The following is a 25,518-nucleotide window of genomic DNA, read 5'->3' as shown; positions in this document are numbered from 1 at the left end:
CGAAAACCGAAATCGATTTCGGAATCACGCCGCGGAAAAGGAAACGAAAAAAGAAAAGGCCGCCTCGACGGGCGGCCTTCGATTGTATCGCGACGAACGCGCCGATCAGCGCGAATAGAATTCGACGACCAGGTTCGGTTCCATCTGCACGGCAAACGGAACGTCCGCCAGGCCGGGGATGCGCGTGAATGCCGCGGTCATCTTATTGTGATCGGCCTCGATGTAATCGGGCACGTCGCGCTCGGCCAGCCCCACCGATTCCAGCACGATGACCAGCTGCTTCGACTTCTCGCGCACTTCGATGACGTCGCCTGGCTTGCAGCGGTACGAGCCGATGTTGACGCGCTTGCCGTTGACGTTGACGTGGCCGTGATTGACGAACTGGCGCGCCGCAAAGATGGTCGGCACGAACTTGGCGCGGTAGACGACCGCGTCGAGGCGCGATTCGAGCAGGCCGATCAGGTTCTCCGAGGTGTCGCCCTTGCGGCGGTCCGCCTCTTCATAGACCTTGCGGAACTGCTTTTCCGAAACGTCGCCATAGTGGCCCTTCAGCTTCTGCTTGGCGCGCAGCTGCAGGCCGAAATCGGAAAGCTTGCCCTTGCGGCGCTGGCCATGCTGGCCGGGGCCGTATTCACGCTTGTTGACCGGGGACTTCGGGCGGCCCCAGATGTTTTCGCCAAGACGGCGGTCGATCTTGTACTTCGCGGATTCGCGCTTGCTCATCGCATTCCCTTTCAAAACAACACACCCGGAACCTCATGGTCCGGGTGAAGGAAACGCGCCCTCCTCTGGCCTCCGTTTTCGAGACCTGACAGGGTTTTCCACGCAACGCGACGGAAAACCCACGGGACACGTCATTTCAAGCAAGACATAAGGAAAGTAAAACCGGCTTCCCAAACGTCTTGCACACATAAAGAAAACCACCGGGCATTGCGGCCCGGTGTTGGTGGGCTGGTTAAACGGAGATTTAACCGCTGTCAAGCTTCCGGCTGGCGCGAATCGCCGAACCGGATAGTGTTACGGTTGTAGAACGTGCCGGATGTGGCGGGAGGTTGCGCCAGCGGCATCAGGAAGGGACTGAAGTCAGAGGAGCTGGAATTCGCATGAAGAAGTTCTTCCTTACGTTGGTAGGAGCCGCGGTGATGGCCGGCACGATGGCGGTCGCGCCCGAGCCGGCGCAGGCCCGGCATTGGCATGGGCACAGGCATCACCAGGTCTGCCGCATCGTGGTCAAGAAGAAGGTGGTGTGGCGCCACGGTCATCGCAAGGTGATCCGCTACAAAGTGCGGCGCTGCGGGTGGGGCTGGAACTGGTAATTTTCGTCCTCGCCCGTTGAGACTTCATGGCCCGCGGCTCAGCCGCGGGCCTTTTATTGACCGGCATCCGCCGTCAGAATGGCCAGTCGATCAGTGTTTCGACTTCTTTTCCGGCAGGCCCTTGCGCTTGGTCTCGGCGAATTCCTCGAGCTGTTTTTCGCTCATGGATTTATACATTCCCTTCGACGCGCCTTTGAGCGCGCCCTTCTTGGTCTCGCCGCGCTTGGCTGACAATGCCGCGCCGGCCGCTTTCTGCTGGGCTTTTGAGGTGGCTGGCATGATGGTTTCTCCCGTTTCCAATGAGAGGAAAACGCATTGTCCGGTGTGATGTTCCCAAAGCGAAAATTGCCTGCGATCAGGATATCGCCAGGCCAAATCCCTGCATCAGCCGGCGCGTCGGAAAATCGGCGCTGTTCGAGGTGAAGAATGCAAGGTCGGCGCCTTCCGGCAGTGCCTCTCTGCGATAGCGGGCCTCGGTATCGGCAAGCAGCGACAGCGCCCGGCGTGCGATCGCCTCGGCCGGGGCGAGCCCGTCGACCGGCCACGGTGCTGTCTTGCGCATGCGGTTGGCCAAAAACGGATAATGGGTGCAGGCAAGCACGACGATGTCGGTGCGCAGCCCGTCATGCTCGACGAAGCACGGCGCGATCTCGGCGCGCACGGCGTCCTCGTCGACAAAGCCATCGCGCATATAGGCTTCGGCCAATCCCGCCAGCCTGTCGCTGCCGACCAGGCGGACATGGCATTTCTGCGCCCATTTGCTGATCAGGTCGCGCGTGTACTGGCGCTTGACGGTGCCGGGCGTAGCCAGCACCGAAACCAGGCCTGAGCGCGTGCGTTCCGCCGCCGGCTTGATGGCCGGCACGGTGCCGACGAAAGGGTGGCCGGGAAACCTCTCGCGCAAGGCATCGATGACCAGTGTCGAGGCGGTGTTGCAGGCGATGACCGAGATAGCCGGCGAAAACCGGTCGAGCAGCCTGGCGAACAACTCCAGGATATGTGTTCTCAGCGCCGGCTCCTCCCAGCCGCCGAAGGGGAACGCCGCGTCGTCGGCGACATAGATGAAGCGGCGATCAGGCATCAAGACACGCGCCTCACGCAGCACGGTGAGGCCGCCAATGCCGGAATCGAACATCAGGATCGGACGGGCGCTCGATGGATCGGTCATTGTCATTGAGTCACTAAGGGCTGGGAATCACAAACGAGATCACGAGGGAGGCCCGGCCGATGCTTTCTGCTTCGGCCAATGATGCTTTATCCCGGCCGCTTCTATGTGGAACCATCATGGCCTTGATGCGGCGAGCCGGTCACACAAGGCCGCGCTTGCCGAAGCCGCCGGGCCGCGGCCGGCCGTTCGCCGGAGATGCAGGTTGAGATGCAGCGTGGTTCGACGGCACCGGCGCGGCCCGCGTGGCGTAGGCTGGAGCCAGGGCCGTCGCGCCGGCGGCTGACGCTGAATGGAGCGCGGCGGCGCCGCGCAGCGGCCCGGGCGGGTCGAAATCGTCGAAACTCAGGGATGACGCCATATCCGCAGAGCCACCGCCCGCCGGCTTGCCCGCCAAGATGACGGCCCACAGCCCGACAAGAGCCAATCCCAGCAGGTTAAGGCCGGAATGCGAATCTTCGCCGTCGAATTTTACGACAAGAACAGTGCCGGCCTGCAGGATCGCGAACAGCGTCGAGAACACGATATACGACCAAAGGATCCAACCCGACCCTTGCGCGTCGCGGCTTCGACGCCAGGCGAAATTCGCGCGGAACAGAACAATCACCAGCGAGGTAACGAGAACAGCCGCGGCCAGCCCTTCCCTGGAAGGTCCGGGCTTCGAATTGGCCAAACCCTCGATGCCGATGGTCAGCACGACGCACAGCACAAAGGTCACGATTTCCGCAACCAGCAAGGCCGCAGAATAGAAGAAAAAGCGAAGACGCCCGATATTTGAATTGAACATCCGAGGACCCATCGTTCGCCGGACAATGGATCATATCGAATAACATTCGGTTACTGGTGAGGTGGCGGGATTCGAAGCTTAGGGCCGTTGACAAAGTCGGCTTTGTTCACTGAAGCCCAAATGCTACCCGCTTCAAAACGTCGTTCACCTGAAGCCTAAAATCGACGGTGTAGAAGGTCGATTGAACGACTGCGCCTTCTTTGATCTCTAAAATGCTGTCTCGACTGAATGTGCATCCCGTTGCGTCCAGAAGGCTTGATACCGCAGCTATCGCACCGACGGTTTTTTCATCTAGGCGATAGAGTGCCGGATATATCGGGGCGCACTTGTTCCCAGCATTCTCAACTAAGCGCCATTCCGTGTCGAAGAAATACGTCGCACGTGCCTTCGCATCAGATCGCGTGCCACCATGCTCATCGCCCCATCTTGAATGCAAACCGTTGGCCCAGTCGTCTATTGAAATCAGGTTCGAGGTATTTGACTCGACTCCGTATACTATCGAGTAGACGTGGCTGCCGGTTAGCGGCGACGTCAACGCAAACCTATATCTGAATATCAGGTTCTGCTCTTTCTCTTCGTGAGATATTGAGATGGTCTGCAAATATGCAGAGCGAGCCTCCAGTGAAAGTGACATGTCCTTGCGGTTGTTGAGCGCTCGTTTCTTTTCCGAACGCTCCCAATCGGGATAGCGTGACCTGATAACTTCCTCCAGTTCTTGTCTAGGCATTCCGACGCGGAGCACGGAATTGGGTAACAATCTTTCAATGGCTTGCTGTGCGGGAAGTGTGCTCGATGGCTTTTCAAATTCCGACGCCGCAGACATTTCAGATAACAGACAGAATAAGACAAACGCGGGCAAGATAGCTCTGGGCACGATCTCTCTCACTGATTAAGGGCGTCGCCAGCAGAAGAAGCACACCCGCCTTGGCAGTCAATGGCAATTGCTTTTTATGCGCTCCCGTTGGGAACAAACACCTAGTCTTTGTCTGTCGCCTTACCAGCGCGCCGGGCCGCCGCCGGGAGCCGCCTTGGATCGTCGCCGGGCGATCCGTCGCCGCGCGGCATGGCCGGCGAGAACCTGTCCAGCGATGATATTATGCCGCGCAGCACCTTGAGCTCCGGCTCGGCAAAGCCGGGGCGGGTCAGCACAGCGCGCAAATTGTCGACCATCTTCGGCTTCTTCGCTGCCGGGCGGAAATAGCCGCGCGCCTCCAGTGCACCTTCCAGATACGCAAACAGGCCGTGCAATTCTTCCTTGGCAGCCGGCGGCATTTCGGGGCCGGAGAAGTTGGTCCTGGTCTCGTCTTCCAGGCCGGACTTCATCCATTCATAGGACATCAGCAGGGCCGCCTGGGCAATGTTGAGCGAGGAGAAGGCTGGATCGACGGGGAAGGTGACGATCTCGTCGGCAAGGCCGACCTCGTCATTATAGAGGCCGAAGCGCTCGCGGCCGAACAGGATGCCGGTGCGCTGGCCGGCCCGCTGCCGCGCGCGCATTGCCCTGCCCGCCTCGACCGGACCGCGCACCGGCTTGAAATTGTCGCGCGCGCGCGCCGTGGTGGCGAAGACGAAGTTCAAATCGGCAACCGCCGAAGCGAGGTCATCGAACACCTTGACGGCATCGATGACGTGGTCGGCGCGGCTTGCGGCGGCACGCGCCTTCTCGCTCGGCCAGCCGTCGCGCGGATTGACGAGCCGCAGCTCGGAAAGGCCGAAATTGGCCATGGCGCGCGCAACCATGCCGATATTCTCGCCGAGCTGCGGCTCGACCAGGATGATCGCCGGACCGGACGCTGGAGTTCCGGAGGCAAGAGGGGTGGCGGGATCCTGGGTAGCGGCCATGGTTGTCAGTGAACTGCTGTTTGCGGCATTTCGCAGTCCCCTGCCACATTTGGCGGCGAAAATGAAGCTTTCGCAAGGAATGCCGGCACTACGGCGCGGTTCGCCGTTTGCGCGGCCAAAAAGCCTTTGATATACGGGCCGCATCCCAGGGCCGGCAGCCGTGCGGGCAAGGCCGTTCCGTTCCCCAAAAGCGAGGCATTCTTTCCATGGCGAAGATCAAGGTGGCGAACCCGGTCGTCGAACTCGACGGCGACGAGATGACCCGCATCATCTGGCAGTTCATCAAGGACAAGCTGATCCACCCTTATCTCGACCTCAAGCTCGAATATTACGACCTCGGCATCGAGCACCGCGACGCCACCAACGACCAGGTGACCATCGATTCGGCCAATGCCATCAAGAAATACGGCGTCGGCGTGAAATGCGCGACGATCACGCCCGACGAGCAGCGCGTCGAGGAATTCAAGCTGAAGAAGATGTGGAAGTCGCCGAACGGCACCATCCGCAACATCCTCGGCGGCACCATCTTTCGCGAGCCGATCATCATGAAGAACGTGCCGCGGCTGGTGCCCGGCTGGACCAAGCCGATCATCGTCGGCCGCCACGCCTTCGGCGACCAGTACCGCGCCACCGACTTCCGCTTCCCCGGCAAGGGCAAGCTGACGATCAAATTCGTCGGCGAGGACGGCCAGGTGATCGAGCACGACGTCTTCGACGCACCCGGCGCCGGCGTCGCCATGGCCATGTACAATCTCGACGAATCGATCCGCGAATTCGCCCGCGCCTCCCTGAACTACGGCCTGCTGCGTAATTACCCCGTCTACCTCTCGACCAAGAACACCATCCTCAAAGCCTATGACGGCCGCTTCAAGGACATCTTCCAGGAGGTCTACGAGGCGGAGTTCGAAACAGAATTCAAAGCTAAGAAGCTCTGGTACGAGCACCGGCTGATCGACGACATGGTGGCCTCGAGCCTGAAATGGTCGGGTGGCTATGTCTGGGCCTGCAAGAATTATGACGGCGACGTGCAGTCCGACACGGTGGCGCAAGGCTTCGGCTCGCTCGGCCTGATGACCTCGGTGCTGATGACGCCGGACGGCAAGACCGTCGAGGCGGAAGCCGCGCACGGCACCGTCACCCGCCACTATCGCCAGCACCAGAAGGGCGAGGAGACCTCGACCAATTCGATCGCCTCGATCTTTGCCTGGACGCGCGGCCTCGCGCACCGCGCCAAGCTCGACGACAATGCCGAACTGAGGCGCTTTGCCGAGACGCTGGAAAGGGTCTGCATCCAGACGGTCGAGTCCGGCTTCATGACCAAGGACCTGTCGCTGCTGATCGGCCCCGACCAGCCATGGCTTTCGACCACTGGCTTCCTCGATAAGATCGACGAGAATTTGCAGAAAGCGATGGCCTGAGCCCAACCGGCATGGGCAAGCCCGTCGTCTACGGCGCGGATTACAGCGTCTATGTGCGCATCGTGCGGCTGGTGCTGGAGGAAAAGGGCGTCGGCTACGAGCTCGTGCCCGTCGACATCTTTGCCGCGGACGGCATTCCCGGCTGGTATTTCGAGCACCAGCCGTTCGGCCGCATCCCGGCCTTCGAACATGACGGCTTTCGCCTCTACGAGACCGGCGCGATTGCCCGTTATGTCGACGAAGCCTTTGGCGGCCCGGCGCTGCAACCGGTCGAAGCCCGGCCTCGAGCACGCATGAACCAGATCACCGGCCTGCTCGACGCCTATGCCTACAGGACCATGGTCTGGGATGTCGCGGTCGAGCGGCTGGAAACAACGCCGCCCGACGAAGCCGTGATCGCCAACGGGTTGCGGCAGGCAAGAACGGCATTGCAGGCGCTCTCCTCGCTGAAAGCTGAAGGGCCTTGGCTGTTGGGAACGGACCTGACGCTGGCCGACCTGCACGCCGCACCGATCATCGGCTATTTCGTCAAGGTCGCCGAGGGACAAGCCCTGCTGGCCGAGTTTGCCGAGATCCAGAATTGGTGGACCCGCATTGCGGCGCGTGCGAGCGTTGCCGGCAGGCTGACTTAACTCTCGAGCGCATTCATGGCCAAGCTCTCTCACCAGGACGCACTGACGGTGGCCAGAATAGTCAGAGTCAACCACGCCGGCGAGTACGGCGCGATCAGAATCTATTCGGCACAGATTCTTGTCGCGAAGCGTTTCTGGCCGGACTGCGTGCCGTCTTTGTCGGAGATGCTTGGGCACGAGCGCACCCATTGCGCGTGTTTCCATGCAGCCATGCCACTGCGAAATTCCCGACCGTGTCGCGTGATGCAATTCTGGAGCTGGGGCGGCTGGCTGCTGGGTTTCCTCACTGCCCTGCTCGGCCCGCAAGGCGTCTGGGCCTGCACCGCAGCTGTCGAAGCGGCGGTGCACCGCCATCTCGATGATCAGCTGTTCTTTCTCACCGGACGCGATCACGAGTTGCACGGCATCATCCTGTCCATCCGCGAAGAAGAGCTTGCCCATCTCCGTCACGCCGAAGAGCAGCTGACCTCGCCTGGACCGTTGCTGAACCGCCTGCGCGCAGCGATCTCCGTTACCACCGACTGCCTGATTTGGCTGTCGACCTGGGGGGACTCGACGCGAATGACGCGTGCCCTGAAGGCATCAAGGCATCTCTGATGAGCGCTATGCCGTTCTAGCGCCGCCTCTTTGGGGCCACTGCCCTGCGCCATCGGGCCGCCGCCCGGCCCTAACGCCATACCGTGATCTGGACACCTGGCTCAGGCGAAGCAGCCACCGAATTGGCAAGCCGCTCAATCGGGAAGGTAGATCTCCGCCTTCATGAAGGTCTTCGCACGGCCTGTGATCAGCACGCGATCTCCGGCCAGTTCGCATAGCAAATGCCCGCCGCGCTGCGAGCATTGGAATGCCGACAGATGCGTCTTGCCGAGTTTTTCAGACCAGTAAGGCACCAGCGTCGCATGAATGGAGCCGGTTACCGGATCCTCGGGAATGCCCGCCCCAGGCACGAAGTAACGGGAGACGAAATCGTGGGCTCGCCCAGGCGCGGTAATAACCAGGCCGAGAGGATGAAAACGTCCGATCCTGAGCAGATCGGGAACGAAAGATCGCACGGTTGTCTCGTCGGCAAGCTCGACAAACAGGTTCTCGAAATTGCGGAAGCTCGCAACCGGCCGCTGAGGCAATATCGCTTGCAGCGCCGAGTTCAGCTCTTCCTCGACGGGCTGCGGCGGAAAACAAGGCAGATCGAGCTGATAGCCCCTTCCCACCGGGAAACCCGCAGCTCGCCGACCCGGGTGGCGAAGGCCATTTCGCCCTGACCATTGTATTCCGTAGCCAGCACATGGGCGGCCGCAAGAGTGGCGTGGCCGCAGAAGTCGACTTCGTGGACCGGCGTGAACCAGCGCAAATCCCAACCTTTGCCATTCGGCCGCACAAACGCGGTTTCAGCAAGATTGTTTTCGTTGGCGATGGCCTGCATTACCTGCTCCGACAGCCATTCCTCTAAAAGGAGAACGGCGGCAGGGTTACCCTGGAAGCCCCGTTCGGCAAAGGCATCGACCTGATACATCGTCAGCGTCGGCATATCGGCCCTCAAAGATATCCGCTGGGCGACGCGCCATTTCGGCCGTGCCGCCCCCGGTGCAGGTTCACGCCGCTTCGAGAGCCGCCTTCACCGCAGCGATCGCGTCTTCGGCCTTCGAGGCGTCCGGGCCGCCGGCCTGAGCCATATCGGGTCGCCCGCCGCCGCCCTGCCCGCCCAATGCCGCGGACGCGACGCGCACCAGATCGATGGCGCTGAAGCGGCCGGTCAGATCATCGGTGACGGCGACGACGACGCTTGCCTTGTTGTCCTCGCCGGCGCCGACAAAGACGACGATGCCGGAGCCGAGCGACTTCTTGCCGGCATCGGCCAACGGCTTAAGATCCTTTGGCGAGACGCCCGATACCGCCTTGCCGAGAAAACCGACACCGGCAATGGTTTCGTTTTCCGCCGGCACACCGGCTGGCGAGCGATCGCCCAGCGCCAGCTTCTTGCGCGCCTCTGTCAGCTCCTTTTCGAGCTTCTTGCGTTCGTCGAGCAGCGCCTCGACGCGGGCCGGCACATCGGCCGGCGAAATCTTCAGCGCGGCGGCGGCCGCCTTCAGCCGCTTGTCCTGTTCGTCGAGATGCTTTCTGGCCGCCTCGCCGGTCAACGCCTCGATGCGGCGAACGCCGGCAGCGACCGCGCTGTCGGACAGGATGCGCACCAAGCCGATATCGCCGGTCGCCCTGACATGCGTGCCGCCGCATAGCTCGACCGAATAAGGCCGGTTGGCCTTGGCGCCATGCAAGCCCGTGCCCATCGAAACGACGCGCACTTCATCGCCATATTTCTCGCCAAACAGCGCCATGGCGCCTTCGGCAATGGCGTCGTCGACAGACATCAGCCGCGTGGTTACAGGGCCGTTCTGAACGACGATCTCGTTTGCCATGCGCTCGACCTCTTCGAGCTCGTCAGGCGAGATCGGCTTGTTGTGGGAGATGTCGAAGCGCAGACGCTCGGGCGCGACCAGCGAGCCCTTCTGCGCCACATGGGTACCCAGCACCTCGCGCAGCGCCTCATGGATCAGATGCGTGGCGGAATGGTTCGCGCGCAGCCTGGTGCGCCGCGCGTGGTCCACCTTCAGCTCGACGGTCGCGCCCGTCTTGACCGTGCCGGTAGCCACCTTGCCGAGATGGACGAAAAGCCCATCGGCCTTCTTCTGGGTATCGGATATTTCGATCGAGAACCCGTCGCCCGAAATGACGCCGGTGTCGCCCATCTGGCCACCGGACTCGCCATAGAACGGCGTCTGGTTGACAACCACGGCAACGGCGTCACCCTTGCCGGCGCTGTCGACGGTTTTGCCGTCCCTGACCAGCGCCTGGACGAGGCCTTCGGCCTGCTCGGTCTCATAACCCAGGAATTCGGTGGCGCCGGTCTCCTCACGCACCGCGAACCATATCGTCTCGGTTGCGGCCTCACCGGAACCAGCCCAGCTTTTGCGCGCCTCCGCCTTCTGCCGCTCCATCGCCTCGGTGAAGCCGGCAAGGTTGACCGAGATGTTGCGCTGGCGCAGCGCATCCTGCGTCAGATCGAGCGGAAAGCCATAGGTGTCGTAGAGCTTGAACGCTGTCTCGCCATCCAGCATGTCGCCGGAGGCCAGCGTTTCCGTCGCCTCGGAAAGCAAGCCCAAGCCGCGCACCAGCGTCTTGCGGAAACGAGTTTCCTCAAGCTTCAGCGTTTCGGTGATCATCTGTTCGCCGCGCACCAGTTCCGGGTAGGCTTGGCCCATCTCGCGGACCAGCGCCGGCACCAGGCGCCACATCAGCGGATCGTGGGCGCCGAGCAACTGCGCGTGGCGCATGGCGCGGCGCATGATGCGACGAAGCACGTAGCCGCGGCCTTCGTTGGACGGCAGCACGCCGTCGGCGACCAGGAAGCAGGACGAACGCAAATGGTCGGCGATGACGCGGAACGATGCGGCGGTGCCCGCATCCGGACCTTTGCCAAGCGCCGAAGACGCAGCGTCGATCAGGTGGCGGAACAGGTCGGTTTCGAAGACGCTTTCAACCCCTTGCAGGATAGATGCCATGCGCTCGAGACCCATGCCTGTGTCGATCGACGGACGCGGCAGGTCGACGCGCTCGTCCTTCGTCACCTGTTCATACTGCATGAACACCAGGTTCCAGAATTCGAGGAAACGGTCGCCATCCTCCTCGGGGCTGCCGGGAGGGCCGCCCCAGATATGCTCGCCACGGTCGATGAATATCTCCGAACACGGCCCGCAAGGCCCGGTGTCACCCATCGCCCAGAAATTGTCCGAAGTCGCGATGCGGATGATGCGATCGTCCGAAAGGCCGGCGATCTTCTTCCAGTACGAAGCCGCCTCGTCGTCGGTGTGGTAGACGGTGACCAGCAGCTTGTCCTTCTTCAGCCCGAACTCCCTGGTGATCAGGTTCCAGGCAAGCTCTATGGCCCGCTCCTTGAAATAGTCGCCGAAGGAGAAATTGCCGAGCATCTCGAAGAAGGTCAGGTGGCGCGCAGTGTAGCCGACATTGTCGAGGTCGTTGTGCTTGCCGCCGGCGCGAACACTCTTCTGGGCGGTCGTGGCGCGCGAATACGGCCGCTTCTCCAGACCGGTGAAAACGTTCTTGAACTGCACCATGCCGGCATTGGTGAACATCAGCGTCGGGTCGTTGCGCGGCACCAGCGGGCTTGACGCGACGACCTCGTGACCTTCCTTGCGAAAATAGTCGAGAAATGCCGACCGGATCTCGTTGACGCCACTCATGAATACTGCCTTTTCGAGAGAACCGCCGGCTGCCGGCGGAAAATAGACATGGCCTTTTAGCGGTCGCACCGCAGCCTGTCCAGAAACACCAAATGGGCTCAAATCCCGGCTTTCACCAGCGCCTTGAAATGCGTCTGCCTCGCCGTCAAACGCGAACCGCCGGCCCTGGGCCGGCGGTTCGAAACGCATCGATTACGCAAACTCACAATCAAAACATCAAATCGAAACCTGGCTGAGGCTCAGCGAGGCGTCGCTTGCCCTACATCACCCCAGCGTCGTCCTCGAAACCGTCGTCGCTGCTTTCGGAGCCGCCGTTCTCAAGGAATTTCTCAGCGATCAGCCCGGCATTCTGCCGTAGCGCCAGCTCGATCTCGCGCGCCGTGTCGGGATTGTCGCGCAGGAACAGTTTTGCGTTTTCGCGGCCCTGGCCAAGACGCTGCGAATTGTAGGAGAACCAGGCGCCCGACTTTTCGACCACGCCCGCCTTGACGCCGAGATCGACCAGCTCGCCGGTCTTGGAGACGCCCTCGCCATACATGATGTCGAACTCGACCACCTTGAAGGGCGGCGCCAGCTTGTTCTTGACGACCTTGACGCGGGTCTGGTTGCCGACGACCTCGTCGCGATCCTTGACCGAGCCGATGCGGCGGATGTCGAGGCGGACCGAGGCATAGAATTTCAACGCATTGCCGCCGGTCGTCGTCTCGGGCGAACCGAACATGACGCCGATCTTCATGCGGATCTGGTTGATGAAGATGACCATGGTGTTGGAGCGCGAGATCGAGGCGGTCAGCTTGCGCAGTGCCTGGCTCATCAGGCGGGCCTGCAGGCCGGGCAGCGAATCGCCCATCTCGCCTTCGATTTCCGCTCGCGGCGTCAGCGCCGCCACCGAATCGACCACCAGCACGTCGATGGCGCCGGAGCGCACCAGCGTGTCGCAGATCTCCAGCGCCTGCTCGCCGGTATCGGGCTGCGAGATCAGCAGGTTTTCGAGATCGACGCCGAGCTTGCGGGCATAGACCGGGTCGAGCGCGTGCTCGGCATCGACGAAGGCGCAGATGCCGCCCTTCTTCTGGGCTTCGGCCACCGTGTGCAGCGCCAGCGTCGTCTTGCCCGAGCTTTCCGGCCCGTAGATCTCGACGATGCGGCCGCGTGGCAGGCCGCCGACGCCAAGCGCGATGTCCAGCCCAAGCGAGCCGGTCGGCACCGTTTCGATCTCGACGACCTGCTCGTTCGCGCCGAGCCGCATGATCGAGCCCTTGCCGAAGGCACGCTCGATTTGCGACAGCGCCGCATCCAGAGCCTTTGATTTGTCCACCGCTTTGTCCTCTACAAGCCGCAAAGAATTCTGAGCCATGATACATCACCCCGTGGTCGTCAATGGAGGCCGGACAATCCCGCAATCCTTAAAAGAATGTACCTCATTTGTTCTCATTTGTCAATGAGCACCAAGGGTTTGAAAAATAACGTATATCGCTATTTGTTCTATTTTTGTTTCGCAATTATTGCTTCCGATGTGTCTCGCCTCGCATACGGCGCCGTTGCCGTCACCAACCGAATCGGACCCGCGATTGCGGGGTTCCGCCCGGCGACCTAGTCTCCCCCGGGCAACAGCTAAAGGGCATTTTGACGGCATGATCAAATCCTCAACGATCCTGGCCGTGGGCGGCGCCTATATCGAGCGGCGCGGCCGGGTTGCCGGCGCCTTCGTGCCAGCAGCGTCTAATCCGGGCACGATGCGCGAGCATGTCGGCGGCGCCGTCTTCAACGCCTTGCGCTGTGCCGTGCGCCGCGGCGTCTCGGCCTCGCTGCTTTCGGTGCGCGGCGGCGATGCCCTTGGCGACACGGTTTTACGCGCCGTCACCGAGGCCGGCATTGCCGACCTGTCGGCGGTGTTCCTCGACCGCGCGACGCCAAGCCATACGATGCTGATCGACAGCGACGGCGGGCTGATCGCCGGCCTTGCCGACATGGTGCTCTACGAACTGGCGCTTCCCAAGCAGATCCGCCGTGCCAAGGTGCGGGAAGCGATCGGTTCGGCCGACGCGGTGCTGTGCGACGCCAACCTGCCGTCGACCGCGCTGGAGCGGCTGGCGGCACTCGCCGCCGGCAAGCCGGTGTTTGCGCTTGCGGTCTCGCCCAACAAAGCGGCGCGGCTGACGCCGGTGCTCGACCGTCTGGCGATGGCCTTCATGAACCGGCGCGAGGCCGGCGTGCTCGCCGGCGTCCAAATCGATCAAGGCATCGTCGACGGCCTGAGACGCGCCGGGCTGAAAAGCGGCGTGATCACCGCCGGCGACGAACCAGTGCTCGGTTTCGACGAATTGGGCGCGTTCTCGATCTCGCCACCGCCGCTGCAAAAGCGGACCGATGCTGCCGGCGCCGGCGACGCATTGGCAGGCGCCACGATCGCTGCCCTGCTGCGCGGCCTGACGCTGCGCGCGGCACTGCGCGAAGGCATTGCCGCAGCTATGCTCGTCGTCGAGAGTGCCGCCTTCACCAGCGCTGGCTTTGCCGAGGCGCTGGCGCTCGTGCCCGAGGCGCGGGACCTGGCATGAAGTGCGGCCCGGAATTGCCGAAGCATGACGCAGCCTATTTGCCGGCGCGCCGTGCTGCCTCGTAGGCGCGGCGCGACCAGATCGCCATCTCGTCGGGATCGTCGAACGCGCTGTCGGGAACGCTCCAATAGGGCATCGACACGAGCTTGCCGTGGCGCGAGCCGGTATAGGTCCATTGCCGGCAGCCGGCCGCTTCGAAATCCGGGGCGCTTTCGGCGTCGGCCTTCAGCATCAATTCGCCACCGATGACGATGGCGACGATGACGCCGTCGAAATAGATGCCCTTGCCGCCGAACAGCTTGCGGATGCTGACCGGGCCGAGGCCTTCGAAAAGCTCTTCTATGCGCTCGTTGTCCATGCGGCGATCATGTCACCCGGATTTCCCCTTGTCATCGCCGCAACCGGCGCCATCCTGACAAAGTGCAAATCACTTTCGTCGGAGTTTCTCATGCCGCTTCTGCTCAAAGGGTCCTGCCGGTGCAATGCCGTGCGTTTCGAGGTGGAAAGCCACACGCCGGTGCCGTTCATGCTGTGCTACTGCTCGATCTGCCGCAAGCAGCAGGGCGGCGGCGGTTTTGCCATCAATCTCGGCGCCGATTACCAGACGCTGAAAATCCAGGGCAAGCGCCATCACGGCGTCTACCGCGCCGAGATCGAGGACGACGAGCACCCGCAACGCGAGATCTCGACCGGCGAGCGGAACTTCTGCACGAAATGCGGGACGGCACTCTGGCTCTACGATCCGACCTGGCCGGAGCTGGTGCATCCGTTTGCCTCGGCGATCGACACCGACCTGCCAAAGCCGCCGGAGAAGGTGCATCTGATGCTGAAATACAAGGCGAACTGGGTCGAGCCGGATATCGGCAAGGGCGACAAGGTTTTCGATGTCTACCCGGAGGAGTCGATCGCAGACTGGCACAAGCGAACGGGGATGTGGGTGGATTAGCGTTCTTCTCCCCGTCGCTATACGGGGAGAAGATGCCGGCAGGCAGATGTGGGGCGGCGCAAACATTGCGAACGCCGGCTCGGCCCCTCATCCGGCCCTTCGGGCCACCTTCTCCCCGTATAGTGACGGGGAGAACGAAAACCTCAGGCCGAAGCGCGCGCCTCGGCCAGTGCCTTCAGATCAGCCGGCTTCAATTCGACCGATTCGCCGCAGCCGCAGGCCGAGCTCTGGTTCGGATTGCGGAAGGTGAAGCCGGTTCGCAGTGTCGTCTGCTCGAAATCCATCTCGGTGCCGAACAGGAAAAGTGCCGCCTCCGGCGCGACATAGACATGGGCGCCATCGCGCTCGATATGGTCGTCCTTGGTGTTCGGCTCGGTCACCAGATCGACCGTATATTCCATGCCGGCGCAGCCGCCCTTCTTGATGCCAAGGCGAATGCCATGCGCATTCTCACGGGTCGCGACGATCTCGCGCACCCGGTCGGCAGCCTTTTCGGTCATCGTGATGACGGCGAAGCGTCCCATGTCTTTCCTTCTCCATTCTTTGCAGGTTCAAGGCCTGCCGAATGATTCCTCACCTAAAATGGTGAAGTTTTGTACCCGGCGCAAGTGCGCCAGCCTCTGTCTGGTCGGATGCTAATACCAGCCCACCGCCACCTGTGCCTCTTCCGACATGCGGTCGGGCGACCAGGGGGGATCGAAGGTCATGTTGACCTCGACGCCGGAAACGCCTTCGACGGCGCCGACGGCATTTTCGACCCAACCCGGCATTTCGCCGGCCACCGGGCAGCCGGGCGCGGTCAGCGTCATGTCGATCTTGACCGAGCGGTCGTCCTCGATGTCGATCTTGTAGACCAGGCCGAGCTCGTAGATGTCGGCCGGGATTTCCGGGTCGTAGACCGTCTTCAGCGCCGAGACGATGTCGTCGGTCAGCCGCGCCAATTCGTCGGCGGGGATTGTCGATCCGGAAACCGCCGCATTGGTCGTCGCTTCCGAATTGGTCTCGGCGGTGTGGCTGGCATCATCCATGATCGTCACCCGAAGAATTTTCGCGCTTTTTCCAGCGCATCGGCCAAAGCATCGACTTCGGCCCTGGTATTATACATGCCGAACGACGCCCTGCATGTGGATGTTACGCCGAAGCGTTTCAACAGCGGCTGGGCGCAATGCGTGCCGGCGCGGACCGCCACTCCCTGCCGGTCGATGACCATCGACACGTCATGGGCGTGGATGCCCTGCAGCTCGAACGAGATGATGGCGCCCTTGCCGGGCGCATCGCCGAAGATGCGCAGCGAGTTGATGGCGCGCAACCGCTGATGCGCATAGTCCTTCAGATCGGCCTCGTGCGCGGCGATGCGCTCGCGGCCGATCTTTTCCATGTATTCGAGCGCGGCACCAAGCCCGATTGCCTGCACGATCGGCGGCGTGCCGGCCTCGAAACGGTGCGGCGGGTCGTTGTAGGTGACGATGTCTTGCGTCACCTCCTCGATCATCTCGCCGCCGCCCATGAACGGGCGCATGCGCTCCAGAATATCCTTCTTGCCGTAGAGCACGCCGATGCCCGACGGGCCATAGACCTTGTGGCCGGTGAAGACGAAGAAATCGCAGTCGAGATCCTGCACGTCGATCGGCATATGCACGGCGCTCTGGCTGCCGTCGACCAGCACCGGAATGCCGCGGGCATGCGCGATGCGCACAATCTCCTTGATCGGCGTCACCGTGCCCAGCGCGTTCGACATATGGGTGATGGCAACCAGCCTGGTGCGGTTGGTCAGCCGCTTCTCGAACTCCTCGATGTGAAAGGCGCCGAGATCGTCGACCGGCACCCAGACCAGCTTGGCGCCCTGCCGCTCGCGGATGAAATGCCACGGCACGATGTTGGAATGGTGCTCCATGATCGACAGCACGATCTCGTCGCCCTCGCCGATGTTCGGCATGCCGAAACCATAAGCAACCGTGTTGATCGCCGCCGTGGTGTTGGAGGTGAAGACGATATTGTCGGTGCTCGGCGCATTCAGAAATCTCTGCACTATCTTGCGCGCGTTCTCATAGGCGTCGGTCGCGGCATTCGACAGGAAATGCAGGCCGCGATGGACGTTGGCATATTCCTGGGAATAGGCGTGCTGGATGGCGTCGAGCACCGCCTGCGGTTTCTGCGCCGAGGCGCCATTGTCGAGATAGACCAGCGGTTTGCCGTAGACTTGCCGCGACAGGATCGGGAAGTCGCGGCGGATCGCCTCGACGTCGTAGGGGATGTTTTCGACTTTCTGGTCCATTACAAGCTCTCTCGAGGCACCGCCTCATTCCGTCCAGCACCCCTCATCCGACCGAGCTTCGCTCGGCCACCTTCTCCCACAAGGGGAGAAGGAAGAGCGCCTCTCCTTCTCCCCTTGTGGGAGAAGGTGGCGCCGAAGGCGACGGATGAGGGGTGTTGGCACCAACCCCTCGGTCACCTCTACCCGTGCGTCAAAAACCAATCGTCGAGCCGTGCTTCCAGCGCCTCGACGATGGCCTCGTCGTCCAGTTCCTCGATCACCTCGGCGACGAAGGCCTTGACCAGCAGGCCGCGCGCGGTCTTCTCGTCGATGCCGCGCGCCATCAGGTAGAACAGATGGCTGTGGTCGATCTCGGTGACGGTCGCGCCATGGCCGCAGACGACGTCGTCGGCGAAGATTTCGAGCTCCGGCTTGGTCGAGAACTCGCCGTCGTCCGACAGAAGCAGCGTGTTGCAGGCCATCTTGGCGTTGGTCTTCTGCGCATATTGGTGGACGTTGATGCGGCCCTGGAAGACGCCGCGCGCCTTGCCGGTCACCACGTTGCGGATGACTTCGGTCGAGGCTGTGTGCGGTACGGCGTGGTCGAGCACCATGGTGACGTCGGTATGGGTGTCGCCGGCGAGCAGATTGATGCCGCGCAAGGTGAATTCGGCGCCCTCGCCGGTCGTCTTCACAACGACCTCCTGGCGGACAAGCTTGCCGCCGGCATTCATGACGAACAGCGTCAGTTTCGAATTCTTGCCGAGATGCGCCTTGAACTGGGCGAGATGCGTCGCCGTATCCGGATGCTCCTGCACGATGAGCCATGTCACTTCGGCGCCCTCGCCAAGCACAAGCTGGCTGACCGAACTGACCAGCGCCGCCCCCTCGCCTGCCTGGCGCTCGACGACGACAGCCTTGGCGCCGGCGCCGACACGGACGGCCAGGCGTACATGCGTCTGTCCACCGGCCTGCAAATTCTGCAATTCGATCGGCTTTTCCAGTTGGGCACCGTCGGCGATGTCGACGAAATAGCCGTCGGCGACAAAGGCAGTGTTGAGCGCGCCGATGGCATCGTCGGCGCCATAGGAATCTAACCCCGGAGCGATGCTGCCGTCGGTCAGCTTCTCCGACAGGCGCTGCACCGTGACGCCCTCGACAACAGCCCATTTCGCGCTCGAAACGCCGTTCAGCACCGGTAAAACGCTGGAGCCTTCGACGATCGGCGCAATGGCTTTCGCGACCGCTGCCGGATCGAAGTCCGGCACCGAGGTCAGCAGCCGGCGCAGGTCCGTATAGTGCCAGGATTCGATGCGCCGCGTCGGCAGGCCGCTCTTGATCGCCTCGATGGCGTCGTCGCGCTTTAGCATCACCGCGCCGTCGCCGGGCAGCAGCGACAGCCGCTCGCCAAAGGCGTCGATCAGCGCCGTTTCGGCTAATGTCCGCTGGGGTGTCGTGTGCATATTCATCAGTATCGCCTTGTTTGGCTTGCCTTCCGGGCCCGCTTGCATCTCACGCGGCTTGCCCGATCACGCCGGCATAGCCATTGGCCTCGAGGTCGAGCGCCAGCGACTTGTCGCCCGACTTGATCACCTGGCCCCTGTAGAGCACGTGCACCGTATCCGGGACGATGTATTGGAGCAGGCGCTGGTAGTGGGTTATGACGACAATGGCCCTATCCGGCGAGCGCAGCGTGTTGACGCCGTCCGCGACGATCTTCAGCGCATCGATATCGAGTCCGGAATCGGTCTCGTCGAGGACACACAGCTTCGGCTCGAGCAGCTTCATCTGCAGGATCTCGGCACGCTTCTTCTCGCCGCCGGAGAAGCCGACATTGAGCGGCCGCTTCAGCATCGCCATGTCCATGTTGAGCGAGGCGGCCGCTTCCTTCACGCGCTTGAGGAATTCCGGGATTTTCAGCGGCTCCTGGCCACGCGCCTTGCGCTGCTCGTTCATCGCAACCTTCAAAAATTCCATCGTCGCCACGCCCGGTATCTCCATCGGATACTGGAAGGCGAGAAAGATGCCGGCGGTAGCGCGCTCGGCCGGATCCATTTCGAGGATCGACTGGCCGTTGTAGAGGATATCGCCCTCGGTGACCTCATAATCCTCGCGCCCGGCGAGGATATAGGACAGCGTCGATTTTCCCGAGCCGTTCGGCCCCATGATGGCGGCAACCTCGCCAGCCCTGACCGTCAGGTTCAGGCCGCGGATGATCTCGGTGCCGTCATCGACGATACGGGCATGGAGGTTTCTGATTTCAAGCATTATTTTCCACTTTCTTGTTCGCGGTGCCCGGCCTGCGACGGAACTTTTCTAAAAGCTCGAAAAGGGCGTACAAACTTGCTGGTGACCAACATCCAGCCAAAAAACCCAGCCGCGCTTAAGCCTGCAATCGAACCACCAATAGTTTTTGTCGAACTCAAGCCAAACACTGCGCCTATCAACACCATCACAGCACCACCAACAGCCAATGTCAGCAAGAGCATCAGAACGGCAAATATCAAGCCTTCTATCCGCTTGAACAAATCCATGATCGCCGTTCCAGTTAACTCACCCAACACTCCCCTCAAGACTAATCCCGATCAGCTTCTGCGCTTCGACCGCGAATTCCATCGGCAGTTGCTGGATGACGTCCTTGACGAAGCCGTTGACGATCAGCGCAATCGCCTCTTCCTCCGGGATGCCGCGCTGCATGACGTAGAACTTCTGGTCCTCGGAAATTTTCGAGGTTGTAGCCTCATGCTCGAACTGCGCCGTCGAGTTCTTGGCTTCCATGTAGGGGACGGTATGCGCGCCGCACTGGTCGCCGATCAGCAGGGAGTCGCAATTGGTGAAGTTGCGGGCGTTGGTCGCCTTGCGGTGGGCCGAGACCTGGCCGCGATAGGTGTTCTGCGAGAAGCCGGCGGCGATGCCCTTGGAGATGATGCGGCTCGACGTGTTCTTGCCCAAATGGATCATCTTGGTGCCGCTGTCGACCTGCTGATAGCCGTTGGAGACGGCGATCGAATAGAACTCGCCGCTGGAATCGTCGCCGCGCAGGATGCAGCTCGGATATTTCCAGGTGATGGCCGAACCGGTCTCGACCTGTGTCCACGAAATCTTCGAGCGATGGCCGCGGCAGTCGCCGCGCTTGGTGACGAAATTATAGATGCCGCCCTTGCCTTCGGCGTCGCCGGGATACCAGTTCTGCACCGTCGAATATTTGATCTCGGCATCGTCGAGCGCGATCAGTTCGACCACCGCGGCGTGAAGCTGGTTCTCGTCGCGCTGCGGCGCCGTGCAGCCTTCGAGATAGGAGACGTAAGCCCCCTCCTCGGCGATGATCAGCGTGCGCTCAAACTGGCCGGTATTCTTCTCGTTCATGCGGAAATAGGTCGACAATTCCATCGGGCAGCGCACGCCCTTGGGCACGAAGACGAACGAACCGTCGGTGAACACGGCCGAATTCAGCGTTGCGTAGAAATTGTCGGAGGTCGGCACGACAGAACCGAGATATTTCTTCACCAGTTCCGGATGCTCGCGGATGGCTTCCGAGATCGAGCAGAAGATGACGCCGGCCTGCGCCAGTTCCTTCTTGAAAGTGGTGACGACAGAGACGGAATCGAACACCGCATCGACGGCGACGCGGCCCGACTTGTAGACGTTGTCGCTGGCTTCCTCGAGCTCCGACGCATCGGTCTTCTGCACGCCGGCGAGGATTTCCTGTTCCCTGAGCGGAATGCCGAGCTTCTCATAGACCTTCAGCAGTTCGGGATCGACCTCGCTGAGCGAAGTCGGCCCCGGCGTGCTCTTGGGCGCGGCGTAATAATGGAGGTCCTGGAAATCGATTTTGGGATAGTGGACGCGCGCCCATTTCGGCTCGTCCAGCGTCAGCCAGCGGCGATAGGCTTCCAGGCGCCATTCCAGCATCCAGGACGGCTCGTCCTTCTTCGCCGAAATGAAGCGGATAATGTCTTCGCTCAGGCCCTTGGGGGCCTTGTCCATCGCGATTTCGGTCTGGAATCCGTATTTATACTGGTCGACATCGATCTTTCGAACTCGATCGATCGTCTCCTGCACAGCAGGCATCAGCGTTCTCCATCCACGCCGGGGTCAAGGCCCGGCAGTTTTCAAACTATGGCACCGCAAACGAGCACCCATCAGGCACCCGAGGCGGCGTACGTTTCATATAGTGCGTTCATGCCGGAAATTCACCCGGCCAAATTCGAACGCACGGCTCTACCAGGCCGCAAGGCCCAAACGTTCCGTTGCCGCGCTCAGGCGGCCTTTTCGCTGTTTGCCTTTTCCTTACCGGCTTGGCGCGCGACGATCGTCGCCAGCGCCGAACGAAACAGCTCAATGTCTTCAGCGCTGGTCGCGTGGCCGATGGACACGCGCAACGCGCCGAGGCCGTCACCGTAACCCATGGCTTTCAGCACGTGACTCGGCCCGACTTTGCCCGACGAACAGGCCGATCCGGCCGACAGCGCCACACCGGCCAGGTCGAAGGCAATCTGCGCCGTCTCGGCCTTGATGCCGGCAATAGCGAAGAATGTCGTATTGGCAAGCCTTGGCGCGCCGGTCCCGAAGATTTCGGCGTCCGAAACAAGCGTTTTCACGATCGCCTCGATTTCGTCGCGACGCTGCCGCACCGTTTCGATCGTTTGCAAGCCGGCAGACGCCTCTCGCGCCGCCGCGCCAAACCCGGCAATCGCCGCCAGGTTTTCGGTGCCGCCGCGATGGCCTTTTTCCTGGCCACCGCCGCTGACCAGCGGCTTTGGCATCATCAGGTCCGACGCCGCGACAATGGCGCCGACGCCCTTTGAGCCGCCGATCTTGTGCGACGAGAGAATCAGATAGTCTGCGTAACCCGCTGACATATCGAGCGGAATGCGGCCGGCCGCCTGCACGGCATCGACCACCAGGATGCCACCCGCCGCCTTGACGATTTCGGCAATGCGGCCAACCGGCTGGATCACGCCGGTCTCGTTGTTGGCGGCGTGTATCGCCACCAGCGGCAAGCCTTCGGCCTTGTCATGCTGGGCGAGAGCCTCGGCCAAAACGTCGAGCCTGACGACGCCGTCGGCGTCGACGCCGATCCGCATTACCTGCCCCGTGGGGAAACGCCCGCCGTGCAGCAGGCAAGGATGATCGGCCTCAGACACATAGAGCCGGCTCATACGGACAGCGCCGCGCCCCATTTGCCAGTCCGGCGTCAGCAGCGTCGAGGCCGCTTCCGTCGCGCCGGAGTTGAATACGACATGCTCGGCCCTGGCGTTGACCAGTCGCGCCACGTCGCGCCTGGCGTCCTCGATCAGCCGCCGTGCAGCGCGGCCCTCGGCATGAACCGAGGACGGGTTGGCGGCAACGTCGAGCGCAGCCACCACCGCCGCGCGCGCCGAGGCAAGCAGCGGCGCGCTGGCGTTGTAGTCGAGGTAGGCGCGTGCTCCGGCCATTTCTGTCCAACTGGTCCCTTCAAAAGCCGTTCCGCGAAGATAGCGCGTTATTTCCTTGAAATTGCAAGGCAAGACGTCCTATTTACGCGGCTTGCGGCGCGGGTGGCCGAGCCACAATTTTTGGCCGCCCAGTTTTGAACAATTCTAAACTAGCTTCTAGAAAGACGCTCGCCCTGCGTCAAGGCCTAGGGAAGACTGGGGCCAGAGGAAGAGTTGTTCCGGGCGCCGCGCAATTTATGCCAAGTGGAGTATTTCATGCCTGAGGTCATTTTCACCGGTCCGGCCGGCCGCCTGGAGGGTCGTTATCAGCCCTCGAAGGAAAAGAGCGCGCCGATTGCCATCGTCCTGCACCCGCACCCCCAGTTCGGCGGGACGATGAACAACAAGATCGTCTACGACCTCTTCTACATGTTCCAGAAGCGCAATTTCACCACGCTGCGCTTCAATTTCCGCGGCATCGGCCGCAGCCAGGGCGAGTTCGACCACGGCACCGGCGAATTGTCCGACGCCGCCGCGGCGCTCGACTGGGTGCAGTCGCTGCATCCGGATTCCAAGAGCTGCTGGGTTGCCGGCTATTCGTTCGGCTCGTGGATCGGCATGCAGCTTCTGATGCGCCGGCCGGAGATCGAGGGCTTCATCTCGGTCGCGCCGCAGCCCAATACCTATGATTTCTCGTTCCTGGCGCCATGCCCGTCGTCCGGCCTGATCATCCACGGCGACGCCGACAAGGTCGCGCCGCCCAAGGACGTGCAGGGCCTGGTCGACAAGCTGCACACGCAAAAGGGCATTACCATCACCCAGAAGACCCTGCCCGGCGCCAACCATTTCTTTGCCAACCATGCGGAGCTTCTGATCGAGGAATGCGCGGACTATCTAGATCGCCGGCTGGCTGGGGAACTGTCCGACCCACGGCCGAAGCGGCTGAGATAATCGGCGATGTACCAACCGCCTCACTTCCAGGAAACACGGCCGGACGTCCTGCACGGGCTGATCCGGGCGCATCCGCTTGGCCTGCTGGTGTCGAACGGCGTCGAGGGGCCGGTCGCCAACGCGATTCCCTTTCTTCTAGACGCGGATGTGCCACCGAACGGCAGGCTGCGCGCCCATTTGGCCAAAGCCAATCCGCAATGGCGGCTTTTGGCCGACAATCCCCTGGCGCCGGTACTGGTCGTCTTCCAGGGCGCCGATGCCTATGTGACGCCGTCCTGGTACGAGACCAAGCGTGAAACCGGCAAGGTGGTACCGACCTGGAACTACGCCATCGTCCAGGTGCGCGGCAGCGTCACGGTGATCGAAGACCAGGATTGGCTGGCCGAGCAGATTTCCGATCTGACGATGTCGCAGGAGGGCAGCCGCTCGGCGCCGTGGGCGGTGACCGACGCGCCGGCACCCTTCATCCAGTCGCAGATCAAAGGCATCGTCGGCCTGGAGATCGAAATCACCGAAATCAGCGGCAAATGGAAAGTCAGCCAGAACCGCCCGGCCGCCGACCGCGTCGGTGTCGCCGAGGGGCTCGAGAGCGAGACTGCCGATTCGGCCGACATGGTCCGGCTGGTAAGGTCTTACGGCGGGCTGGACGGCAAGTAATCCGGATTGCTTGCTCGACCGGTTCAGGCCGCGGTGGCGGGCTCAATCGACCTTGGTCATCGCCGCCTTGCGCTCGTTGGCGATCAGCCAGAGATTGCGGATGTAGATCAACAGGCCCATGGCCTGGCCGGCGATGAACACCGGATCCTGACGCTGGATGGCGTAGATCAGCAGCAGGCCGCCGCCGAACAGCGAAAAGAACCAGAAGGCGATCGGCACGACGCTGCGCTTGGCCTTTTCCGACGCCACCCACTGCACCAGAAAGCGCATGGTGAAGAAGAACTGGGCGACGAAGCCGAGCAGAACCCAGGCATCGAATTGCTTGACGAAAACATCGTGAAGCCAGGTCGCCAATTCCTGAAGCACGTTACCCATGCCTGATTTCCTCTACTTTGGGCATTCTGCGGCGCCTGCGGCGCAGCCACCAGACGCCGGCAAGATCGAGCACGCCCTGCAGGCCGCGATCGAAGATGCCGTAATTCGATTTGCCGTGACGGCGGGAGCGGTCGACGACATCGCAATGGACGACGCGGTAGCCCTCCTGGATGACCAGCGCCGGAACAAAGCGGTGGGTGCCGTCGAAGAACGGCAATTTCCGCAAAATGTCGGTGTAGATCGCCTTGAGGCCGCAGCCGGTATCCCGCGTCTCGTCGTGCAGGATGGCTTTTCTCAGCCCGTTGGCGAAACGCGACGCCAGTTGCTTGATCTTGCTGTCGCGGCGCTTCAGACGCTGTCCCTGCGCGGCCCCGACTTCGGGACCAGCCTGCCGCAGCGCGTCGATCAACACTGGGATATAACAGGGGTCGTTCTGGCCGTCGCCGTCGATGGTGGCGACGATATCGCCGCGCGCCGCCCAGGCGCCTGAGCGCACCGAGAGCGACTGGCCGGCGGATTTTTCATGCCTGAGATGGCGCAGCGGAAACCGGCGAAGCGCTGCCTCTGCGGCAAGCACCGAAGGTGTATCGTCTGTCGAGCCGTCGTCGACGACAATGACCTCGAAGTCCCGCCCGGCCATGGCAGTGCCGATCTCGTCGAGCAGAAGCGGCAGGTTCGCCGCCTCGTTCCGGCAAGGAATGACGATGGATATCTCCGGCATCTCGACTCTGTCACAGGATATGGCATTCGATCGATGCCGCGCGGTCCAGTGGAAGAGCCCCGCTGGCGCGGCGCCTCATTACGCCAGCCGAAACAATGACGCAAGCAGGCCGCACGCTTGGGGTTCTCCCTTCTCCCCTTGTGGGAGAAGGTGGCCGCGCGAAGCGCGGTCGGATGAGGGGTGTTCCAGCTTGGCAACGACGGCACTCCGTCCAACACCCCTC

29 protein-coding genes are annotated in these 25,518 nt (G+C 62.1%); 8 read left to right on the top strand and 21 right to left on the bottom strand.

Features of this window, described 5'->3' with window-relative positions:
* Positions 1-105: 105 nt before the first annotated feature.
* A complete protein-coding gene (gene rpsD / locus NKI72_RS26335) occupies positions 106-723 on the bottom strand; it encodes a 30S ribosomal protein S4 (protein ID WP_023717376.1) in 618 nt (205 codons plus the stop codon).
* A 380-nt stretch (positions 724-1,103) separates the two neighbouring features.
* Between rpsD and NKI72_RS26330 the strand changes: the two genes are divergently transcribed.
* The gene (locus tag NKI72_RS26330; RefSeq protein WP_023674706.1) at positions 1,104-1,316 is read left to right on the top strand and encodes a hypothetical protein; all 213 of its coding nucleotides are present in this window, start codon (positions 1,104-1,106) and stop codon (positions 1,314-1,316) included.
* Between the two features lie 90 nt (positions 1,317-1,406).
* On the opposite strand, the gene NKI72_RS26325 is transcribed toward NKI72_RS26330, so the two are convergent.
* From NKI72_RS26325 to NKI72_RS26305, 5 genes are all read right to left on the bottom strand, one after another.
* Entirely contained in the window at positions 1,407-1,595 is a 189-nt protein-coding gene (locus tag NKI72_RS26325; RefSeq protein ID WP_023674705.1) for a DUF3008 family protein, read from the bottom strand.
* A 76-nt stretch (positions 1,596-1,671) separates the two neighbouring features.
* Positions 1,672-2,484: a glutamate racemase gene (gene murI, locus NKI72_RS26320; protein ID WP_352851218.1), complete on the bottom strand. Its 813-nt coding sequence runs from the start codon at positions 2,482-2,484 to the stop codon at positions 1,672-1,674.
* Positions 2,485-2,623: 139 nt separating this feature from the next.
* On the bottom strand, positions 2,624-3,268 hold the full coding sequence (locus NKI72_RS26315; RefSeq protein WP_352836321.1) for a DUF805 domain-containing protein: 645 nt from the start codon (positions 3,266-3,268) through the stop codon (positions 2,624-2,626).
* 106 nt (positions 3,269-3,374) lie between these two features.
* Positions 3,375-4,127 carry a hypothetical protein gene (locus tag NKI72_RS26310; protein WP_352745694.1) on the bottom strand — a complete coding sequence of 251 codons (753 nt, stop codon included), beginning with the start codon at positions 4,125-4,127 and terminating at the stop codon, positions 3,375-3,377.
* A 116-nt stretch (positions 4,128-4,243) separates the two neighbouring features.
* On the bottom strand, positions 4,244-5,110 hold the full coding sequence (locus NKI72_RS26305) for an RNA methyltransferase (protein ID WP_352766825.1): 867 nt from the start codon (positions 5,108-5,110) through the stop codon (positions 4,244-4,246).
* Between the two features lie 206 nt (positions 5,111-5,316).
* On the opposite strand from NKI72_RS26305, the gene NKI72_RS26300 reads away from it, so the two are divergent.
* The 3 genes from NKI72_RS26300 to NKI72_RS26290 are packed head-to-tail and all read left to right on the top strand — an operon-like array spanning position 5,317 to position 7,757.
* Entirely contained in the window at positions 5,317-6,528 is a 1,212-nt protein-coding gene (locus tag NKI72_RS26300; RefSeq protein WP_352449387.1) for an NADP-dependent isocitrate dehydrogenase, read from the top strand.
* Positions 6,529-6,539: 11 nt separating this feature from the next.
* A complete protein-coding gene (locus NKI72_RS26295; protein WP_352614106.1) occupies positions 6,540-7,160 on the top strand; it encodes a glutathione S-transferase family protein in 621 nt (206 codons plus the stop codon).
* 15 nt (positions 7,161-7,175) lie between these two features.
* On the top strand, positions 7,176-7,757 hold the full coding sequence (locus tag NKI72_RS26290) for a demethoxyubiquinone hydroxylase family protein (protein WP_352819650.1): 582 nt from the start codon (positions 7,176-7,178) through the stop codon (positions 7,755-7,757).
* 134 nt (positions 7,758-7,891) lie between these two features.
* Here NKI72_RS26290 and NKI72_RS26285 read toward each other — a convergent pair whose 3' ends face one another.
* The 4 genes from NKI72_RS26285 to recA form a co-directional block, all read right to left on the bottom strand.
* On the bottom strand, positions 7,892-8,368 hold the full coding sequence (locus NKI72_RS26285; protein WP_352851216.1) for a PhzF family phenazine biosynthesis protein: 477 nt from the start codon (positions 8,366-8,368) through the stop codon (positions 7,892-7,894).
* On the bottom strand, positions 8,305-8,685 hold the full coding sequence (locus NKI72_RS26280; protein WP_352851215.1) for a PhzF family phenazine biosynthesis protein: 381 nt from the start codon (positions 8,683-8,685) through the stop codon (positions 8,305-8,307). Before NKI72_RS26280 ends, NKI72_RS26285 begins: the two co-directional genes overlap by 64 nt.
* 64 nt (positions 8,686-8,749) lie before the next feature.
* A complete protein-coding gene (alaS, locus tag NKI72_RS26275; RefSeq protein WP_352851220.1) occupies positions 8,750-11,416 on the bottom strand; it encodes an alanine--tRNA ligase in 2,667 nt (888 codons plus the stop codon).
* A 259-nt stretch (positions 11,417-11,675) separates the two neighbouring features.
* Positions 11,676-12,773: a recombinase RecA gene (gene recA / locus NKI72_RS26270; RefSeq protein ID WP_023674696.1), complete on the bottom strand. Its 1,098-nt coding sequence runs from the start codon at positions 12,771-12,773 to the stop codon at positions 11,676-11,678.
* A gap of 277 nt (positions 12,774-13,050) precedes the next feature.
* Here recA and NKI72_RS26265 point away from each other — a divergent pair, with 277 nt between their 5' ends.
* Positions 13,051-13,974, top strand: coding sequence for a PfkB family carbohydrate kinase (locus NKI72_RS26265; protein ID WP_352836327.1), 924 nt, complete (start codon positions 13,051-13,053; stop codon positions 13,972-13,974).
* A gap of 34 nt (positions 13,975-14,008) precedes the next feature.
* Here NKI72_RS26265 and NKI72_RS26260 read toward each other — a convergent pair whose 3' ends face one another.
* On the bottom strand, positions 14,009-14,332 hold the full coding sequence (locus NKI72_RS26260; RefSeq protein WP_352541445.1) for a TfoX/Sxy family protein: 324 nt from the start codon (positions 14,330-14,332) through the stop codon (positions 14,009-14,011).
* A gap of 90 nt (positions 14,333-14,422) precedes the next feature.
* Here NKI72_RS26260 and NKI72_RS26255 point away from each other — a divergent pair, with 90 nt between their 5' ends.
* Complete coding sequence (locus NKI72_RS26255; RefSeq protein ID WP_352851214.1) at positions 14,423-14,920, top strand: GFA family protein; 498 nt, start codon at positions 14,423-14,425, stop codon at positions 14,918-14,920.
* A 143-nt stretch (positions 14,921-15,063) separates the two neighbouring features.
* Here the strand turns inward: NKI72_RS26255 and sufA are convergent, their stop codons facing one another.
* The 8 genes from sufA to NKI72_RS26215 all read right to left on the bottom strand — a co-directional run bounded on the left by sufA (position 15,064) and on the right by NKI72_RS26215 (position 22,612).
* Positions 15,064-15,444 (bottom strand): Fe-S cluster assembly scaffold SufA, encoded by a 381-nt coding sequence (gene sufA / locus NKI72_RS26250; RefSeq protein ID WP_006206001.1) that lies wholly within the window; start codon positions 15,442-15,444, stop codon positions 15,064-15,066.
* Positions 15,445-15,555: 111 nt separating this feature from the next.
* The gene (locus tag NKI72_RS26245) at positions 15,556-15,948 is read right to left on the bottom strand and encodes an SUF system Fe-S cluster assembly protein (protein ID WP_352474719.1); all 393 of its coding nucleotides are present in this window, start codon (positions 15,946-15,948) and stop codon (positions 15,556-15,558) included.
* 5 nt (positions 15,949-15,953) lie between these two features.
* Positions 15,954-17,195: a cysteine desulfurase gene (locus NKI72_RS26240; protein WP_352836331.1), complete on the bottom strand. Its 1,242-nt coding sequence runs from the start codon at positions 17,193-17,195 to the stop codon at positions 15,954-15,956.
* A gap of 179 nt (positions 17,196-17,374) precedes the next feature.
* A complete protein-coding gene (gene sufD / locus NKI72_RS26235; RefSeq protein ID WP_352836334.1) occupies positions 17,375-18,643 on the bottom strand; it encodes a Fe-S cluster assembly protein SufD in 1,269 nt (422 codons plus the stop codon).
* 43 nt (positions 18,644-18,686) lie between these two features.
* Positions 18,687-19,442: a Fe-S cluster assembly ATPase SufC gene (sufC, locus tag NKI72_RS26230; protein ID WP_023674687.1), complete on the bottom strand. Its 756-nt coding sequence runs from the start codon at positions 19,440-19,442 to the stop codon at positions 18,687-18,689.
* Complete coding sequence (locus tag NKI72_RS26225; protein ID WP_352836337.1) at positions 19,442-19,708, bottom strand: hypothetical protein; 267 nt, start codon at positions 19,706-19,708, stop codon at positions 19,442-19,444. The genes sufC and NKI72_RS26225 overlap by 1 nt, the downstream gene beginning before the upstream one ends.
* 19 nt (positions 19,709-19,727) lie before the next feature.
* The gene (gene sufB, locus NKI72_RS26220) at positions 19,728-21,245 is read right to left on the bottom strand and encodes a Fe-S cluster assembly protein SufB (RefSeq protein ID WP_023674685.1); all 1,518 of its coding nucleotides are present in this window, start codon (positions 21,243-21,245) and stop codon (positions 19,728-19,730) included.
* Between the two features lie 188 nt (positions 21,246-21,433).
* Entirely contained in the window at positions 21,434-22,612 is a 1,179-nt protein-coding gene (locus NKI72_RS26215; RefSeq protein WP_352836340.1) for a cysteine desulfurase family protein, read from the bottom strand.
* Between the two features lie 255 nt (positions 22,613-22,867).
* Between NKI72_RS26215 and NKI72_RS26210 the strand changes: the two genes are divergently transcribed.
* The gene (locus NKI72_RS26210; protein WP_023674683.1) at positions 22,868-23,542 is read left to right on the top strand and encodes an alpha/beta hydrolase; all 675 of its coding nucleotides are present in this window, start codon (positions 22,868-22,870) and stop codon (positions 23,540-23,542) included.
* Positions 23,543-23,548: 6 nt separating this feature from the next.
* A complete protein-coding gene (locus tag NKI72_RS26205) occupies positions 23,549-24,199 on the top strand; it encodes an FMN-binding negative transcriptional regulator (protein ID WP_352836343.1) in 651 nt (216 codons plus the stop codon).
* 42 nt (positions 24,200-24,241) lie between these two features.
* Here the strand turns inward: NKI72_RS26205 and NKI72_RS26200 are convergent, their stop codons facing one another.
* Complete coding sequence (locus NKI72_RS26200) at positions 24,242-24,574, bottom strand: lipid-A-disaccharide synthase N-terminal domain-containing protein (protein ID WP_023674681.1); 333 nt, start codon at positions 24,572-24,574, stop codon at positions 24,242-24,244.
* Positions 24,567-25,295 carry a glycosyltransferase family 2 protein gene (locus tag NKI72_RS26195; RefSeq protein ID WP_352766841.1) on the bottom strand — a complete coding sequence of 243 codons (729 nt, stop codon included), beginning with the start codon at positions 25,293-25,295 and terminating at the stop codon, positions 24,567-24,569. Before NKI72_RS26195 ends, NKI72_RS26200 begins: the two co-directional genes overlap by 8 nt.
* Positions 25,296-25,518 lie beyond the last annotated feature (223 nt).

Source organism: Mesorhizobium sp. M0437 (genome assembly GCF_040321335.1).
Classification (GTDB): domain Bacteria; phylum Pseudomonadota; class Alphaproteobacteria; order Rhizobiales; family Rhizobiaceae; genus Mesorhizobium.
The sequence above is the reverse complement of the archived record's forward strand: the minus strand, read 5'-3'. Positions and strand labels throughout refer to the sequence as shown.